General features: G+C 71.5%; 15 protein-coding genes and 1 pseudogene. 7 read left to right on the forward strand and 9 right to left on the reverse strand.

Annotated elements, in window-relative coordinates; translation table 11 throughout:
- Window positions 1–3: 3 nt before the first annotated feature.
- Window positions 4–387 (reverse strand): cold-shock protein, encoded by a 384-nt coding sequence (locus OHT76_RS19750; protein WP_328872177.1) that lies wholly within the window; start codon window positions 385–387, stop codon window positions 4–6.
- Window positions 388–552: 165 nt separating this feature from the next.
- Here OHT76_RS19750 and OHT76_RS19755 point away from each other — a divergent pair, with 165 nt between their 5' ends.
- Window positions 553–801: a hypothetical protein gene (locus OHT76_RS19755; protein ID WP_328872178.1), complete on the forward strand. Its 249-nt coding sequence runs from the start codon at window positions 553–555 to the stop codon at window positions 799–801.
- Here the strand turns inward: OHT76_RS19755 and OHT76_RS19760 are convergent.
- Together OHT76_RS19760 and OHT76_RS19765 are read right to left on the reverse strand one after the other, a co-directional pair.
- On the reverse strand, window positions 780–1,427 hold the full coding sequence (locus OHT76_RS19760) for an HAD family hydrolase (protein ID WP_328872179.1): 648 nt from the start codon (window positions 1,425–1,427) through the stop codon (window positions 780–782). The two genes, OHT76_RS19755 and OHT76_RS19760, sit on opposite strands and share 22 nt — an antisense overlap.
- A gap of 36 nt (window positions 1,428–1,463) precedes the next feature.
- Window positions 1,464–2,405, reverse strand: coding sequence for a hypothetical protein (locus OHT76_RS19765; RefSeq protein WP_328876575.1), 942 nt, complete (start codon window positions 2,403–2,405; stop codon window positions 1,464–1,466).
- Between the two features lie 133 nt (window positions 2,406–2,538).
- Here OHT76_RS19765 and OHT76_RS19770 point away from each other — a divergent pair, with 133 nt between their 5' ends.
- Window positions 2,539–5,052, forward strand: coding sequence for a helicase C-terminal domain-containing protein (locus OHT76_RS19770; RefSeq protein ID WP_328872180.1), 2,514 nt, complete (start codon window positions 2,539–2,541; stop codon window positions 5,050–5,052).
- Between the two features lie 60 nt (window positions 5,053–5,112).
- Complete coding sequence (locus tag OHT76_RS19775) at window positions 5,113–6,756, forward strand: DNA repair helicase XPB (RefSeq protein ID WP_328872181.1); 1,644 nt, start codon at window positions 5,113–5,115, stop codon at window positions 6,754–6,756.
- A gap of 275 nt (window positions 6,757–7,031) precedes the next feature.
- Here OHT76_RS19775 and OHT76_RS19780 read toward each other — a convergent pair.
- Both OHT76_RS19780 and OHT76_RS19785 read right to left on the reverse strand, forming a co-directional pair.
- Window positions 7,032–7,745: pseudogene (locus tag OHT76_RS19780) on the reverse strand (glycosyltransferase 87 family protein); the annotation flags it as partial.
- 110 nt (window positions 7,746–7,855) lie between these two features.
- Window positions 7,856–8,041, reverse strand: coding sequence for a hypothetical protein (locus OHT76_RS19785; RefSeq protein WP_328872182.1), 186 nt, complete (start codon window positions 8,039–8,041; stop codon window positions 7,856–7,858).
- 270 nt (window positions 8,042–8,311) lie between these two features.
- On the opposite strand from OHT76_RS19785, the gene OHT76_RS19790 reads away from it, so the two are divergent.
- Entirely contained in the window at window positions 8,312–10,324 is a 2,013-nt protein-coding gene (locus OHT76_RS19790; RefSeq protein WP_328872183.1) for a HelD family protein, read from the forward strand.
- A 165-nt stretch (window positions 10,325–10,489) separates the two neighbouring features.
- Here the strand turns inward: OHT76_RS19790 and OHT76_RS19795 are convergent, their stop codons facing one another.
- Together OHT76_RS19795 and OHT76_RS19800 are read right to left on the reverse strand one after the other, a co-directional pair.
- Window positions 10,490–11,182 carry a copper homeostasis protein CutC gene (locus OHT76_RS19795; RefSeq protein ID WP_328872184.1) on the reverse strand — a complete coding sequence of 231 codons (693 nt, stop codon included), beginning with the start codon at window positions 11,180–11,182 and terminating at the stop codon, window positions 10,490–10,492.
- A 96-nt stretch (window positions 11,183–11,278) separates the two neighbouring features.
- Window positions 11,279–11,947 (reverse strand): maleylpyruvate isomerase family mycothiol-dependent enzyme, encoded by a 669-nt coding sequence (locus tag OHT76_RS19800; protein ID WP_328872185.1) that lies wholly within the window; start codon window positions 11,945–11,947, stop codon window positions 11,279–11,281.
- Between the two features lie 47 nt (window positions 11,948–11,994).
- Between OHT76_RS19800 and OHT76_RS19805 the strand changes: the two genes are divergently transcribed.
- Together OHT76_RS19805 and OHT76_RS19810 are read left to right on the forward strand one after the other, a co-directional pair.
- Window positions 11,995–12,669 (forward strand): HD domain-containing protein, encoded by a 675-nt coding sequence (locus OHT76_RS19805; protein ID WP_328872186.1) that lies wholly within the window; start codon window positions 11,995–11,997, stop codon window positions 12,667–12,669.
- Window positions 12,670–12,678: 9 nt separating this feature from the next.
- Window positions 12,679–13,782, forward strand: a complete 1,104-nt coding sequence (locus tag OHT76_RS19810) for a GNAT family N-acetyltransferase (RefSeq protein WP_443049811.1) — start codon at window positions 12,679–12,681, stop codon at window positions 13,780–13,782.
- Here OHT76_RS19810 and OHT76_RS19815 read toward each other — a convergent pair.
- Window positions 13,779–14,042, reverse strand: a complete 264-nt coding sequence (locus OHT76_RS19815) for a DUF4031 domain-containing protein (protein ID WP_328872187.1) — start codon at window positions 14,040–14,042, stop codon at window positions 13,779–13,781. The genes OHT76_RS19810 and OHT76_RS19815 overlap by 4 nt on opposite strands.
- Entirely contained in the window at window positions 14,039–14,431 is a 393-nt protein-coding gene (locus OHT76_RS19820; RefSeq protein ID WP_328872188.1) for a hypothetical protein, read from the reverse strand. The genes OHT76_RS19815 and OHT76_RS19820 overlap by 4 nt, the downstream gene beginning before the upstream one ends.
- 55 nt (window positions 14,432–14,486) lie before the next feature.
- On the opposite strand from OHT76_RS19820, the gene OHT76_RS19825 reads away from it, so the two are divergent.
- Window positions 14,487–15,437, forward strand: a complete 951-nt coding sequence (locus tag OHT76_RS19825; protein ID WP_328872189.1) for a MurR/RpiR family transcriptional regulator — start codon at window positions 14,487–14,489, stop codon at window positions 15,435–15,437.
- Window positions 15,438–15,463: the final 26 nt, after the last annotated feature.

Genomic DNA, 15,463 nt, shown 5'->3' on the forward strand with positions numbered 1-15,463 from the left:
TGCTTATACGTCGAGCTGGTCTGCCACCGCGCGCAGCAGACCGGCGATCTTCTTGCCGGCGGCCTTGTCGGGATAGCGGCCCCTCTCCAGCATCGGCGTGATGTTCTCAAGGAGGGTCGTCAAATCCTGGACGATGGAAGCCAGCTCGTCCGGCTTCTTGCGCTGCGCCGCAGCGACCGAGGGGGTCGGGTCGAGAATCGTGACGGACAGGGCCTGGTCGCCGCGCTGCCCGGCGACGACCCCGAACTCGACTCGCTGGCCCGGCTTGAGCGTCTCGACTCCGGCGGGGAGGACCGAGGAATGGACGAAGACGTCACCGCCGTCGTCGCGGGAGAGAAAGCCGAAGCCCTTCTCGCTGTTGAACCACTTGACCTTGCCGGTAGGCACGTCTGTCCTCGTCCTCGTACTCGTCGGAAAACTGCTTCGGAAAACGGCTCTTGATAGCACTGGGGCGGGTCGACCATGACCCGCCGGTACCAAGGCTAATGGTCTTCGGGCGGGTGACAAGACGTCCCCCGGTTGTTCCTTCGCGCAGGGAACTACCCTGGTCCGGTGCGTGACAAAACCCAAACGAATTCCACCGCGCCCGGTGACCGACTGATCCGAGTCGGAGCGGTCGTGTTCTTCCTCGGTGCCGTGGCCACTGTGGTCACGGTGGCCCCGCTGCTGCTGGGGTCGTCGCCTTTTCCGGCCTACATGTTCGGATTGAGCATGCTCATGGGCGTCGGTTTCCTGATCGCGGGCGTGGGGGTGTTCCGGTCGATCGCGGCGGGGCGCCGTCAGGCGCGGGCGGGCCAGTAGCCCGCGAGCCACTGCGGGAAGTGCGTGAGGTCGGCGAGCACCACATCGGCACCGGCCGCGCGCAGGGCGTCGGCGTCGTAGGGCCCGGTCGCGACGGCGACGGAGAGCGCCTCGGCGGTCCGGGCGCCGCGTACGTCGCCCAGGTGGTCGCCGACGTAGACGCCGGCGGCGTACTCGCGCAGCGCCTCCGCCTTCCGCTCGGCCCACAGGTCGCCTATCACCGCGTCGGGCTCGATGCCGAGGTGGTCGAGGTGGAGCTTGGCGTTGGGCTCGTACTTGGCGGTGACGACGATCGCGCGACCGCCCGCGGCGCGTACGGCTGCGATGGCGTCGACGGCGCCGGGGAGTGCGGGGGTCGCGCCGATGGCGAACTCCGGGTACATCGACCGGTACAGCTCGGCGATCTCCTTGAGCCGCGCCGCCGGGAACCAGTTGGCGAGCTCCTCCTCCAGCGGCGGCCCGAGCCGGGTGATCGCGAGGTCGGCGTCGACGTAGGTCCCGGTGCGCTCGGCGAGCGCGGTGTAGCAGGCGTGGATGCCGGGGCGGGAGTCGATGAGGGTCATGTCGAGGTCGAAGCCGACGGTGCGGGCGGACGCGGGGTTCTCGGTGGAGGCCATATGGGCCATTGTGCCCATCCCGTACGACGAGCCCGGGGCGGCGACCTACTTCTGCCGCTGCGAGCGCCACACCAGGTACAGCGCCGAGGCGACCGCGGCGCCCCGCACGACCCAGGGCCAGGTCTCGGCGACGGCGTCGTTCATCTGCCCGTCGGCGATGGGGTCGCCCCAGCGGCCGTCCGTACGGCCCCACAGCCACACGATCCCGGCGGTGACCGCGAGGCCGGGCAGGACGATGACGGCGCCCTTCTTCTCGGCGTCGGTCAGGCGGCGTGAGCCGTAGGCGAGGAGCCAGCCGAGGATCAGCACGATGAGGTTGCCGATGACGGCGCCGGTGAGCAGGAGGGCGGCGGCGAGCAGGAGGAGGGGGTTCTGCCGGCTCTTCCACTTGGCGGCGGGCAGGGCCCGGAAGCGGCGGCGCGGAGCGGGCTCCTCCTCGACCGGTTCCTCAGCCTTCTCGACGACGGCCGCCTCTTTCGGGGGCGGGGGCTTGAGCAGCTCCGGGATCTCGACACCGCCGACGAACCCGGGGACCTCGTCCCCGACCCCGAACGGGCTGGAGTCCACCCGCCACCAGTCGGGCTGGGCGGCACTGTCGCCGAGCTCGTGGGTGGCGGCGAGATGAGGCGAGGAGGGAACCTCGTCGCCCCCGGAGTCGGCTTCGGCGGGCCGGGGGCGCGGCACGATCCGCCGCAGCCGCTTCTCCTCACGGTCCGGCTGTACGGGCACGGAGGCGGCCGGCGCCTGGGGCGCACCGCCGCGGCCCCCGGCGGCGGTGACGACCTCGTCCGGGGTACCGAGCCGGTCGATGATCCGGCGCACGGCGGCAGGACTGTCGACGGTGACCTTGGCCCGGCGCCGGTCGATCTCGTTCCGCAGCTCGGAGACGAGCCGCATCCGAGTACTCGACGGCAACTGCCGCTGCTGAGCCACGTCTCCGACGCGGCTCAGATACTCGTAGACGACCTGATCGCTCTCAATACCCACCGAAGTCCCTCCGGGGGTCGGCACGTTGAAACCCTACTGGGCAACAGCGTAGCCGCGGGCAGTCGTGCAGCCGGGCGGCACCGTGTGACGCAGCCGAACCCCATCGTCGTACCCAACCGCTAACGTGGGCAGGATGAGCGACCCGGCATCCCCGCCCCGTTCCCTCGCGGAAGCGCTCCGCGCGCGGGACGACGCCTCCCTGGCCGTACTCCTGCGTGCCCGCCCCGACCTCATCACCCCCGTCCCGACGGACCTCACCCAGCTCGCGACAAGGGCCGGCACCCGCGCCTCCGTCGTCCGTGCCCTGGAGCGCCTGGATCGCTTCGCCCTGCAGACCGCCGAGGCCCTGGCCGTCGCCGCGGACCCGGCGCCGTACGAGGAGCTGCTCGGCCTGATGGCCGGCGACGAGGGCGACCCCGCCGTCGAGGGGGCCCTCCCCCGCGCCGTCGCCCTGCTGCGCGACCAGGCCCTGGTCTGGGGCGACGACGACCGGCTCCGTCTCGTCCGCACGGCCCTCGAGCTGCTCACGCCCACCCCGCAGCACCCGTCCCCCACGGGACTGGGCCCGGCCGTACGGGAAGCCACCTCGGGCATGTCCCCGGGCCGCATCCAGGAGATCGTCACCGCTGCCGGCCTGCCGTCCACCCACGACGCCGTCTCCGCCGTCACCGCGCTGACCGCCCTGTTCACCGACCGGCACCGGATGTCCGCCCTGCTCGCAGGCGCCCCCGCCGAATCCCTCGAGGTGCTGACCCGCCTGATCTGGGGCCCGCCGTACGGGCAGGTCACCGCCGATCCGGCGCCCCGGCTGCGCTGGCTCCTGGACCGCGGGCTGCTGCTGCCGACGACGCCGGGGACGGTCGTACTCCCCCGCGAAGTGGCCCTGCACCTGCGCGGCGGCCATGCACACCGCGCCACCGAGCCGCTGCCGCCCCCCGTGGAGGCCACGGCCATGCACCGTCCACAGGTTGTGGACGCGACGGCGGCCGGGCAGGCGTACACCGCGCTCGCCACCGTCGAGGAGCTGCTGAAGGACTGGGACGAGGGCGGCCCGGCGGTGCTGCGGGCCGGTGGGCTGAGCGTGCGCGATCTCAAGCGCACGGCCGTGGCGCTGGACGTCTCCGAGCCGGTCGCCGCGTTCTGGGTCGAGCTGACCTACGCCGCGGGGCTGCTCGCCTCCGACGGCGAGGCCGACGAGCGGTACGCGGCGACGCCCGCCTACGACGAGTGGCTGGAGCGGTCCCCGGACCGCCGCTGGACGCAGCTCGCGGAGGCCTGGCTGACGGCGACGCGGACGTCGGGCCTGGTCGGGGGGCGGGACGCCAAGGACCGTACGCTCTCCGCGCTCGGCCCCGGCCTCGACCGCTCGGCCGCCCCCGAGGTAAGGCACCGGGTCCTGACCCTGCTGGCCGGACTGTCGGAGGGCGCCGCCCCGAGCGCGGAGTCGGTACTGGCCCGGCTGCGCTGGGAACGCCCGCTGCGCGGCCCGCAGACCGGCGACGACCTGCGCGGTCAGCTGGCCCAGTGGACGCTCGCGGAGGCCGAGATGCTGGGCGTGACCGGCCGGGGCGCCCTGTCGGCACACGGCCGCGCCCTGCTGGGCGCACCGGAGCCGAGGCACCAGCAGGAGCCCCCCACCGGCCCCGGCGACAAACTCCCCGTCCACCACCGCCCCACCCCCACGACGGCCCCCCTCACCCCGCCCGAACAGGCGACAGCCTCCGCGGCGGCCGCCCGCCTGCTGGCCCCGCTCCTGCCCGAGCCCCTGGACCACGTCCTGCTCCAGGCGGACCTGACCGCGGTGGCCCCCGGCCCGCTGGAGCGCCCGCTCGCGGACATGCTCGGGGTGCTGGCGGACGTGGAGTCGAAGGGCGGCGCCACCGTCTTCCGCTTTACGCCCGGCTCGGTACGCCGCGCCCTGGACGCCGGCCAGTCCGCCTCCGATCTGCACGCCTTCCTCGCCGCGCACTCCCGTACGCCGGTGCCGCAGCCGCTGACGTATCTGATCGACGACGTGGCCCGTAAGCACGGCCATCTCCGGGTCGGCGCGGCCTCCGCGTACGTCCGCTGCGACGACGACGCCCTGCTCAACGAGATCCTCGCCGACAAGCGCGCCGCGGGCCTGCGCCTGCGCCGCCTCGCCCCGACCGTGCTCGCCACCCAGGCCGACCCGGCGGCCCTGCTGGACGGCCTGCGCGCGATGGGCTTCGCCCCGGCCGCCGAATCCGCCGAGGGCGACGTCCTGATCACCCGAGCCCTGTCCCACCGCACCCCACCCCGCACGGCCCCCGAACCGGTACCGGAAGGCCCCCCGATCCCGGACTCAACCTTGTTGTCGGCGGCGATCCGCGCGATCAGAGCGGGCGACATGGCCTCCACAACCCCCCGCAAACAGCCCCCGCTCTCCGGCGGCGACCTCCCCCGCACCAGCTCAGCCGAGACCCTCGCCACCATGCAGGCCGCCGTCCTCACCGGCGAGACCCTCTGGATCGGCTACGTCAACGCCGAGGGCGCCGCCACCCAACGCGTCATCGCCCCCATCCGCGTCGAGGGCGGCTTCGTCACGGCCTACGACCACACGGCGGACGAGGTACGGACGTATCCGTTGCACCGGGTGACCGGGGTGGCCGAGCTGGCGGACGACTGAGCTTGATCGTTCGCATGTGCGGCACACTGGAGGTTTGGACCAGTCCGGAGGGATGCGTACGTGAACGGACCGTTGATCGTCCAGTCCGACAAGACCCTGCTCCTGGAAGTCGACCATGAGCAGGCCGACGCATGCCGTCGGGCCATCGCTCCGTTCGCCGAGCTGGAGCGGGCGCCGGAGCATATTCACACCTATCGGGTGACCCCGCTCGGGCTGTGGAACGCGCGTGCCGCCGGGCATGACGCCGAGCAGGTCGTGGACGCGCTCGTGCAGTACAGCCGGTATCCGGTGCCGCACGCGCTGCTCGTCGACATCGCCGAGACCATGGACCGGTACGGCAGGCTGACGCTCTCCAAGCACCCCGCGCACGGGCTGGTCCTGACGACCACCGACCGTCCGGTGCTGGAGGAGATCCTGCGCTCCAAGCGGATCATGCCGCTGGTCGGCAATCGGATCGACCCGGACACCGTCGCCGTGCATCCCTCCGAGCGCGGGCAGATCAAGCAGACGCTGCTGAAGCTGGGCTGGCCGGCCGAGGATCTCGCCGGGTACGTCGACGGCGAGGCGCATCCGATCGAGCTGGTCGAGGACGGCTGGGCGCTCAGGCCGTACCAGAAGCAGGCCGTGGAGAACTTCTGGCACGGCGGGTCCGGGGTCGTCGTACTCCCCTGTGGTGCCGGTAAGACGCTGGTCGGCGCCGGGTCCATGGCGCAGGCGAAGTCGACCACGCTGATCCTCGTCACCAACACCGTCTCCGCCCGGCAGTGGAAGCACGAGCTGGTGAAGCGGACCTCGCTCACCGAGGACGAGATCGGCGAGTACAGCGGGACGAAGAAGGAGATCCGGCCCGTCACCATCGCGACGTACCAGGTGCTGACGACCAGGCGGAAGGGCGTCTATCCGCACCTGGAGCTGTTCGACTCCCGGGACTGGGGGCTGATCCTCTACGACGAGGTGCATCTGCTGCCCGCGCCCGTCTTCAAGTTCACCGCCGATCTGCAGGCGCGGCGGCGGCTCGGGCTGACCGCGACCCTCGTCCGTGAGGACGGGCGCGAGTCGGATGTCTTCTCGCTCATCGGCCCGAAGCGGTTCGACGCTCCCTGGAAGGAGATCGAGGCGCAGGGGTACATCGCGCCCGCGGACTGCGTGGAGGTCCGGGTGAACCTCACCGACGCCGAGCGGCTCGCCTACGCCACCGCCGAGCAGGAGGAGAAGTACCGCTACTGCGCGACGACCGACACCAAGCGCAAGGTCACCGAGGCTCTGGTACGGCGTTTCGCGGGCCAGCAGATCCTGGTCATCGGCCAGTACATCGACCAACTCGACGAACTGGGCGAGCACTTGAACGCCCCCGTCATCAAGGGCGAGACCTCCAACGCCCAGCGCGAGAAGCTCTTCGACGCCTTCCGGCAGGGCGAGATCAGCGTGCTGGTCGTGTCCAAGGTCGCGAACTTCTCCATCGACCTGCCGGAGGCCACGGTCGCCATCCAGGTGTCGGGCACCTTCGGCTCCCGCCAGGAGGAGGCGCAGCGCCTCGGCCGCGTCCTGCGTCCCAAGGCCGACGGCCACCAGGCCCACTTCTACTCGGTGGTCGCCCGCGACACCCTCGACCAGGACTTCGCCGCCCATCGCCAGCGCTTCCTGGCCGAGCAGGGGTACGCATACCGGATCGTGGACGCGGACGAGCTCCTCGCGGAGAGCTGAGCCGCCAGCAGGGTCAGCGCGAACAGGGCGTACGGGGACGCCAACGGCTGTTGCCACCACGGGAGATGAAGGTCCAGGTCGCCCTCGTGGGGCAGCAGCCACATCGTGCGGGCGGTGAAGACGGCCGTCGTGAGGGCAGCGAGGTGACGTCTGCGGTCCGCCAGGAGTACCGCGATCAGCGGGACGCACCACACCCAGTGGTGGGACCAGCTGATCGGGGAGACGAGCAGGGCCGTGGCTGCCGTCAGGAGGATGGCGTGGCGGTCGTCGCGGACCGCCTGCCACAGCGCGACGGCCGCGATCGCCGCCGCCGGGAGGAGCAGCCAGGCGAGGCTCGGTGTCGGGTCTCCCAGGGCCCGGGCGATCAGGCCCTGGAGGGACTGGTTGTCCACGATCCACGCCTTGCCCACGCGGTCGATGTCGTAGAGGTGGCGGGTGAAGTAGTCGAGGGTGGCTGTGGGGAGGGCCAGGGCGCCGAGCAGGACGGTGCCGGCGCAGGCCGCCGTCGCGGTGAGCGCCTCTCGGCGGTGGCCGCGCAGCAGCAGGTACGCGATGAAGACGGCCGGGGTCAGTTTGATCCCGGCCGCGATGCCTACCGCGATGCCCTTGCCGCGTGCGCCGGGCGGTCGGGTGAGGTCCCACAGGATCAGGCAGACGATCGCGAGGTTGGTCTGGCCGAACAGGACGGTCTGGAAGACCGGTTCGAGCCAGAGGGCCCCGGCTGTGGCGGTGCAGATCGTCCTGGGGCGGACGGTCAGTCCCGCGAGTCGGGCCGAGAGGTGGATGAGCCAGGCGAGCAGGAGCGCGTTGCCCGCGAGGAAGGCCGCCTTCAGGACGGTTACGGGGAGCAGCGCCGCCGGGACGAACAGCAGGGCCGCGAACGGGGGGTAGGTGGCGGGGAGATGCCACTCGGTGACCGTGAAGCCGTACAGATCTCCGCCCTGTACGACCGCCTGTCCCTCGGCCCGGTAGACCAGCGCGTCGGCCATCGGGAGGCCCTGGTGGGCACAGAGGGTGGCGAAGGCGGTGCCGGAAACCGCCGCAAGAAGAAGGGTGGTTACGGTGTGTGATCTACGGGTCACGCTGTGACCCTAGGGGGTTACTTGTGGCGGACGCCTGCTTCCTCGCCGTACTCACCGAGGATGATCACGTCGAAGGCGGCGCCAGCGAAGACCTTCACGGCGCGCAGGGCGTCGCCGAGGCGGTGGCGGTGGCTGCCGAGGACCGGACTGGCTCCGGCGGCCGGGGGGCGGCCGGGGGCTGGGTGGATGGTTGCTGCGCTCATGTCTCCATGGTTGCTCGCGGGCGGTAAGGAGAGCATCGGCCTGCCGGGCGAACCGCCGTACGGCCCTCGTACACCTCCGGACCGACCCGTACCCCCCGGAGAGGAGGGGCCCGTCCCCTAGGGGATGAGAAAACCGTTGGTCTCCCCCTCCGCCGTTCACCTAGAATCTCCGCTCTTGCCCGCCTCCCCTCACGGAGTGCCGCCGCCCGGCCGGAAACCGGACGGCTTCTCGCAGCGCCCGAACCCCGTAGGCCCACCGGAGGCACCCCCTTGTCCACGCCCGCCGACGACCCCCTCTCCCGTGAGCGTTCCCACCTCGCCTCCTCCCGCGCCGCCCTGCGTGCGATGCGCGAGGACGTCGAGGCGCTCGACATCAGGGACGTCACCGCGAACTGGGTCAACGCCGAAGTGCTCGCCCACCAGATCGACGAGCGGATCAAGGCGCTGGCCGACCTGAGCCACACGCCATTGTTCTTCGGCCGCCTCGACTATCTGACACAGAGCGAGCGGTTCTACATCGGGCGCCGGCATGTGCACGATGCCGTCGGCGATCCGATGGTGATCGACTGGCGGGCGCCGGTGTCGCAGCCGTTCTACCGAGCGTCCAAGAAGGACCCGATGGACGTGGCGCTGCGCCGCCGTTTCGGTTACACGGGCGGCGATCTCACCGCGTACGAGGACGAGCATCTGTCGGATCCGGCGGAGGCCGCGCGGACCAGCAAGCTGCTCCAGCAGGAGATCGAGCGTCCGCGTGTGGGCCCGATGCGGGACATCGTCGCGACGATCCAGCCGGAGCAGGACGAGATCGTACGGTCCGGTCTGGGCGGGACCGTGTGTGTGCAGGGAGGTCCCGGGACCGGAAAAACGGCGGTCGGTCTGCACCGGGTGGCGTACCTGCTGTATGCCCACCGCGAGCGGCTGGCCCGCACCGGGACGCTGGTTATCGGACCGAACCGGTCCTTCCTCAGCTACATCGAGCAAGTCCTCCCCGCCCTCGGTGAGTTGACGGTCCGACAGGCGACCGTGGACGACCTCGTCGGGCAGGTGGAGGTGCGCGGTACGGACGACGCGGCGGCGGCGATCGTCAAGGGTGACGCGAGGATGGCGGAGGTGTTGCGGCGGGCGCTGTACTCGCATGTGACGATGCCGACGGAGGGGGTCGTGGTGGTGCGGGGATCGCGCCGCTGGCGGGTGCCGTCGTACGAACTCGAGGAGATCGTCCGGGAGTTGCTGGACCGGGAGATCCGTTACGGAGCGGCGCGGGAGGCGCTGCCGCAGCGGATCGCGCATGCGGTGCTGGTGCAGATGGAGCGTTCGGGGGAGGCGCCGGACGATCGGGTGCAGGACGCGGTGGCGCGCAATACGGCGGTGAAGGCGGCCGTGAAGGCGATCTGGCCGGTGGTGGAGCCGGCGAAGCTGGTGCTGCGGTTGCTGACGGATGCGGAGTTCCTTGCGGAGCACTCGGAGGGGGTGCTGAGCGAGGAGGAGCGGAAGCTGATCCTCTGGGCTCGGCCGGTGCGGTCGGTGAAGTCGGCGAAGTGGGCCGCGGCGGATGCGGTGCTGATCGACGAGGCGACGGATCTGATCCAGCGGACGCATTCGCTGGGGCATGTGGTGCTGGACGAGGCGCAGGATCTGTCGCCGATGCAGTACCGGGCGGTGGGGCGGCGGTGTACGACGGGGTCGGCGACGGTGCTGGGGGATCTGGCGCAGGGGACGACGCCGTGGGCGACGCGGAGTTGGGCGGAGGCGCTGTCCCATCTGGGGAAGCCGGAAGGGGTGGTGGAGGAACTGACGGCGGGTTTCCGAGTCCCGACGGACGTGATCACGTACGCCTCGCGCTTGCTGCCGCACATCGCGCCAGGGCTTACACCGGTGGCCTCGGTCCGTGAGAATCCCGGCTTCTTCGAGGTGCGGTCGGTGGGTGATACGGCGGAAGTCGTGAGTGCGTGTGAGGAGTTGCTGCGGAACGAGGGCTCGACGGGGCTGATCGCGGCGGATGCGCGTATCCCGGAACTGTCGGAGGCGCTGGGGGCGGCGGGGATCGGGTACCTGTCCCCCGGCGAGGAGACGACGTCGCAGACCCGGCTGACGCTGGTCCCGGCATCGCTGGCGAAGGGTCTGGAGTACGACTACGTGGTCCTGGACGAACCCCGGGCGGTGGTGGACGGCGAGCCGGACGAACGGACGGGCTTGCGGCGGCTGTACGTCACGCTGACGCGAGCGGTATCGGGCCTGATCGTGACGCATGGGGCGCCCCTGCCGCCTGAGCTGACGGCCTGATTCCTCGCCCTCCTCAAACGCCGGAGGGGCTGCTTTTAGCCCGTCCGGCGTTTGAGGACGAGGCCCGTTCAGGGCCGAAAGGGGGGTCTGGGGGCGCAGCCCCCAGTGGGGGTCCCCCCTCTGGGGGAGGGACGGGTAGGGGCGGCGGGGGCGAAGAAGGTCTGGTCAGCCCCCGTCCAGCACCCCCCGCCACTCCCCCACCGCCGCCTCCGACACCGGCCCGGCCCAGCCCCCCGGCCGAGCCGCCCCGCCGATATGGAACGCGTCGATCCCGGCCGACAGCAGATACGGCACATGCTCCAGCCGCAACCCCCCACCCACCAGGATCCGCTGCTCGTACCCCGGCTCCCCACCCCGCGCCGCCTCCGCCAGCAACGTAGGCAAGCCCTCGTCCACCCCCACCGCAGACCCCGCCGTCAGATACGTGTCCAGCCCCGGCAAACCGTCCAGCGCCTTCCGCAGCGCATCCCGATCCCCCGCCCGGTCGATCGCCCGGTGAAACGTCCACCGGCACCCGCCCAGCACCCCCACAACCCGCTCCACCGCATCCAGGTCGACACCCCCGTCCGCGTCGAGGAACCCGAGCACGAACTCCTCGGCCCCCACCCCCCGCATCTCCCCGGCAACCCCCACCAGCCGGTCCACATCCCCCGCCGCGAACCCGTCCGCCAACCGCAACATCACCCGCACCGGAATATCCACCGCGGCCCGAATCCCCGCCACGGTCGCGGCCGACGGAGTCAGCCCGTCGGCCGCGATGTCGGTGACCAGTTCGAGGCGGTCCGCGCCTCCGGCCTGGGCGGCGACCGCGTCCTCGACGTCGAGGGCGATCACCTCCAGGAGTGCACGCTTGCTCATGGGGCCCCATTCGTCGGCGACCAGAGGTCGACTACAGCTACAGGTCTAGTCCAATCCTGCTCCAAGACTACGCCGACTACACAACCCCGATCACTCTCACCCGAAGATGTTCAGCTCCCCCTCCTCCGCCCCCGCCAGCTCGTACGACACCCCGCCCACCGGCCGCCGCCCCGAGTACAGCCGTACAAGAGTCGCCGCGTCCCCGATGAACCGTGCCGGCGTCCGCTCCCCGGAGTCCGCGCCGAGCCGCAGCGGCTCGTCGATGTCGTCCAGGTCGGCGTGGAGAGGCAGATGCCCTCGGGAGCGGGTGACCTCGGACAGCAAGGTCAGGGCGTAGGGGAGGCCGGCACCCGTGTACGCCCCGGGCTCACCCCACGCCTCCCGGACATCCCCCGCATGCACCCACTCCCCGAGCGCGATCCCGTCCAGCGCCCCGCCCGCCTTCGCCATCACCGGCCCGGCCTCGGTCATCCCCCGTTCCAGTTCGTCCACGATCCGCGCGGACGACCACTCGGCCCGTTCGGCGATGTCCCGGTCGTTCGACTCGGGCGAGAAGACCCCCTTCTCGAACCGTCCTTCCACCACTCGCATCAACGCGGCCGAACAATGCGCCAGCACATCCCGCACCGACCACCCCGGACACGCCCCGACGGGCACCGCGAAGTCCGCCTCACCACGGCCGCGCAACATCGGCACCAGTTCGTCCCGCTCCACGGTCAGCAGACGCCCCGGCAACTCCGGATCCCGTACCCACTTGTCAGTCATGGGCTCCAAACTAGGGGCGAGCGTCGGCCCAGGGAGAGAATGAGCGCATGGCAGATCTCGACGACCTCCGCTCCCGTTGGCTGCGCACCCTGCTCGCGGCGCGGGGGGACGACTCCAGCGCGATCGCCCCGGAAACCCCGGAACGGTACGGCGACGCGCTGCTCAAGCGCTGGTGCGAGCCGCAGCGGCACTACCACACCCTGGAGCACCTCTCAGCCGTCCTCGACCACATCGACGTACTGGAGGAATACGCCGACGACCCCGCCGCCGTGCGCCTCGCCGCCTGGTTCCATGACGCCGTCTATCTGCCGGACCGCTCCGAGAACGAGGAGCGCTCCGCCCGCCTCGCCGAGCGCGCACTCCCCGAAGCCGGCGTACCCGCAGAGCGCACCGCCGAAGTCGCCCGTCTCGTCCGCCTCACCGTCACCCATGACCCCGCCGACGACGACCGCAACGGCCAGGTCCTGTGCGACGCCGATCTCGCGATCCTCGCCGCGCCGCCCTTCGCGTACGCCGCCTACACGGCCGCCGTCCGCGAGGAGTACCACTTCGTGCCGAGCGACGCCTTCCGCGCGGGCCGGTCCGCGATCCTGCGCCAACTGCTCGATCTGCCACGGCTGTTCAGGACCCCGTACGGACAGGAGAAGTGGGAGGCCACCGCCCGCTACAACCTCACCTCGGAACTCGAAATGCTCTCGCTCCCTTCCACCCCGTCCGCATAGCCTGCCCGCATGCGACACATGGGCGGGGAACGCGTTCAGGAAGCCGTGGCGGGCTCGGTGGCCCTGCTGCGGACGGCGGTCGAGAAGGACTGGGACACGGTCAAGGCCGCCCGGTCCGACTGGAGTTGCCGGGAGGCGGCGATCCATATCGCCTACGACCTCATCGTCTACGCCGGTCGGCTCGCGGGGCGGGGGCACAGCAGCCATGTCCCGCTGAGGATCCATCCCGACGACACCGCCGGGAACGAAGGCCTCCTCCACGCCATCGAAACCACCGGCACCCTGCTCACCGCCACCATCCGCACCACCCCCCGCCACATCCGCGCCCACCACCCCTGCCCCTTCCACACCGCGAACCCGGAAGGCTTCGCCGCCCTCGGCGTCGGCGAGGTGCTGCTGCACACGTACGACATCGCCGAGGCCCTGGGTCTGGTGTACGAACCCCCCGCCGAACTCGCCGAGTTCGCGCTCACCCGGCTCCTTCCGCAGGTCCAGCCCGGGCCCACCCCGTGGAGCACCCTCCTGTGGGCCACCGGCCGCGGTGAACTCGCCGACCGCGCGCCCGTCACCAGCTGGTACTGGATCAACAACCTCGTCGTCCCCGCCGAGCGGCTCAACCTGGAGAGCCTCACCCCCGCCGCAGCGGCCGACCTCGCCGCGGGCGGCGACGGCGGCTACGAGTGGGCCCGGGGCGGCCCCTACGACGGCACCCGCGAGGCCTCCGGGATGTTGCTCAAGGCGTACGAAGCGGGCGTGCACCGCCCGGAGTTCGGCGTCTTCGTCCTCGTACGACATGAGGACGACCGCGCGGTCGGCGCCCTCGGCTTTCATGGCGCCCCGGACGAGGAGGGCCGGGTCGAGATCGGGTACGACCTGGCGGAGTCCGCGCGCGGCAACGGCTATGCGACGGAGGCGCTGCGCGCACTGGCGACGTGGGCGCTGGCCAGGGATGACGTACACACCCTGCTGGCGACGGTAGATCACGACAACCGGGCGTCGCAGGCCGTGGTCACCCGGGCCGGATTCGTCCGGGCCACCGTCGAGGAGGAGCGGGCGATGGGCGAGAGCCGCGAGGCGAACGGGCCGCTCCAGGTCTACGTACGTACGGCCTAGGCCCGCCCCTTCGGCCTCCGCAACCCCGACCCGTTCAGCATCCGCACGATCTCCCGGCTGCTGACCTCCACCGCCCCGGCGGCCACCACATCCGCGTACCGGTGCGACGGTATGTCGTAGTGGTCCCGCTCGAAGGCGCGTCGGGGGACGCCCACCTGCTCGGCGAACGCGTGCAGTTCGGCGTAGGAGACATCGCTGACGAGGTGGGACCACATCCGGCCGTGGCCCGGCCAGGTGGGCGGGTCGATGTAGACCGTCACGAGGACGCCCCGCCGGTCGCCGTCCCCAGGGAGCCGAGCGAGGCCACCTTCACGCCCGCCTTGTGGCAGACCCAGTGCGGGTCGGGGCCGAGCTCCGGTTCCACGTCCAGCGCGTGCGGGTCGCCGGAGCCGCACACCGGGCACAGCGGCCAGCGGCCGTACCGCTCCAGCAGGGCGTCCTGGACGTCCTGCGCGACCAGACCGGCCACGTACGCCATGCCGTCCGGCCACTGCTCCACCCACCAGCGCCGCTGTACGACGGACTCCTCGACGAGCGAGACGACGTCCGCCTCGGCGACCTGGCCCGCGACCAGATCGGCGAGCACGAGGGCGCGTGCCGCGTGCAACGCCTGCTCCAGAGGGGTGACCAGGGGGCCGGAGGGTTCCATGCACCCATTGTGCGCACTCTTGACCACAACACCGAAGCGAAAATATCTTTCAACAGTGACCCAGCACGTGAAGGAAACTTTCGGGACAAGGCAGGGGCAGGGCTCGGGGCAGGCCGGTCCGGCCGCCGGTCCACCTCCCGCCCCCGCCGCCCTCGCGGCCAAGGTGCGCACGCTGGCGCCGTCCATGACCCGTTCCATGCAGCGGGTCGCCGAGGCCGTCGCCAGCGACCCGGCCGGCTGCGCGGCGCTCACCGTCACCGGTCTCGCCGAGCTCACCGGCACCAGCGAGGCCACCGTCGTACGCACCGCCCGACTGCTCGGTTACCCCGGCTACCGCGATCTGCGCCTCGCGCTCGCCGGACTCGCCGCCCAGCAGCAGTCCGGGCGGGCGCCCGCGATCACGACGGACATCGCGGTGGACGACCCGATCGCCGACGTCGTCGCCAAACTCGCCTACGACGAGCAGCAGACCCTCGCCGACACCGCGGCCGGACTCGACACGGCCCAGCTCGGCGCGGCGGTCACCGCGCTGGCCGGTGCCCGCCGGATCGATGTGTACGGCGTCGGGGCGTCCGGGCTCGTCGCGCAGGACCTCACGCAGAAGCTGCTGCGCATAGGGCTGATAGCCCACGCGCACAGCGATCCGCATCTGGCCGTGACGAACGCGGTGCAGCTGCGCGGCGGCGACGTGGCGATCGCGATCACCCACTCCGGGTCCACCGGCGATGTCATCGAGCCGCTGCGCGTGGCCTTCGAGCACGGGGCCACCACGGTGGCGATCACCGGACGCCCGGACGGGCCGGTCGCCCAGTACGCCGATCACGTGCTGACCACATCCACCGCACGTGAGAGCGAGCTGCGCCCCGCGGCCATGTCGTCCCGGACCAGTCAACTGCTGGTGGTGGACTGTCTGTTCGTGGGCGTGGCCCAGCGGACGTACGAGACCGCCGCGCCCGCGCTGTCGGCGTCCTACGAGGCGTTGGCCCACCGGCACCGGCGACACTGAATCACACCCGTTTGCGGAAAGAGCTC

Origin of the sequence: Streptomyces sp. NBC_00287 (assembly GCF_036173105.1) — a bacterium.
Lineage (GTDB): Bacteria > Actinomycetota > Actinomycetes > Streptomycetales > Streptomycetaceae > Streptomyces.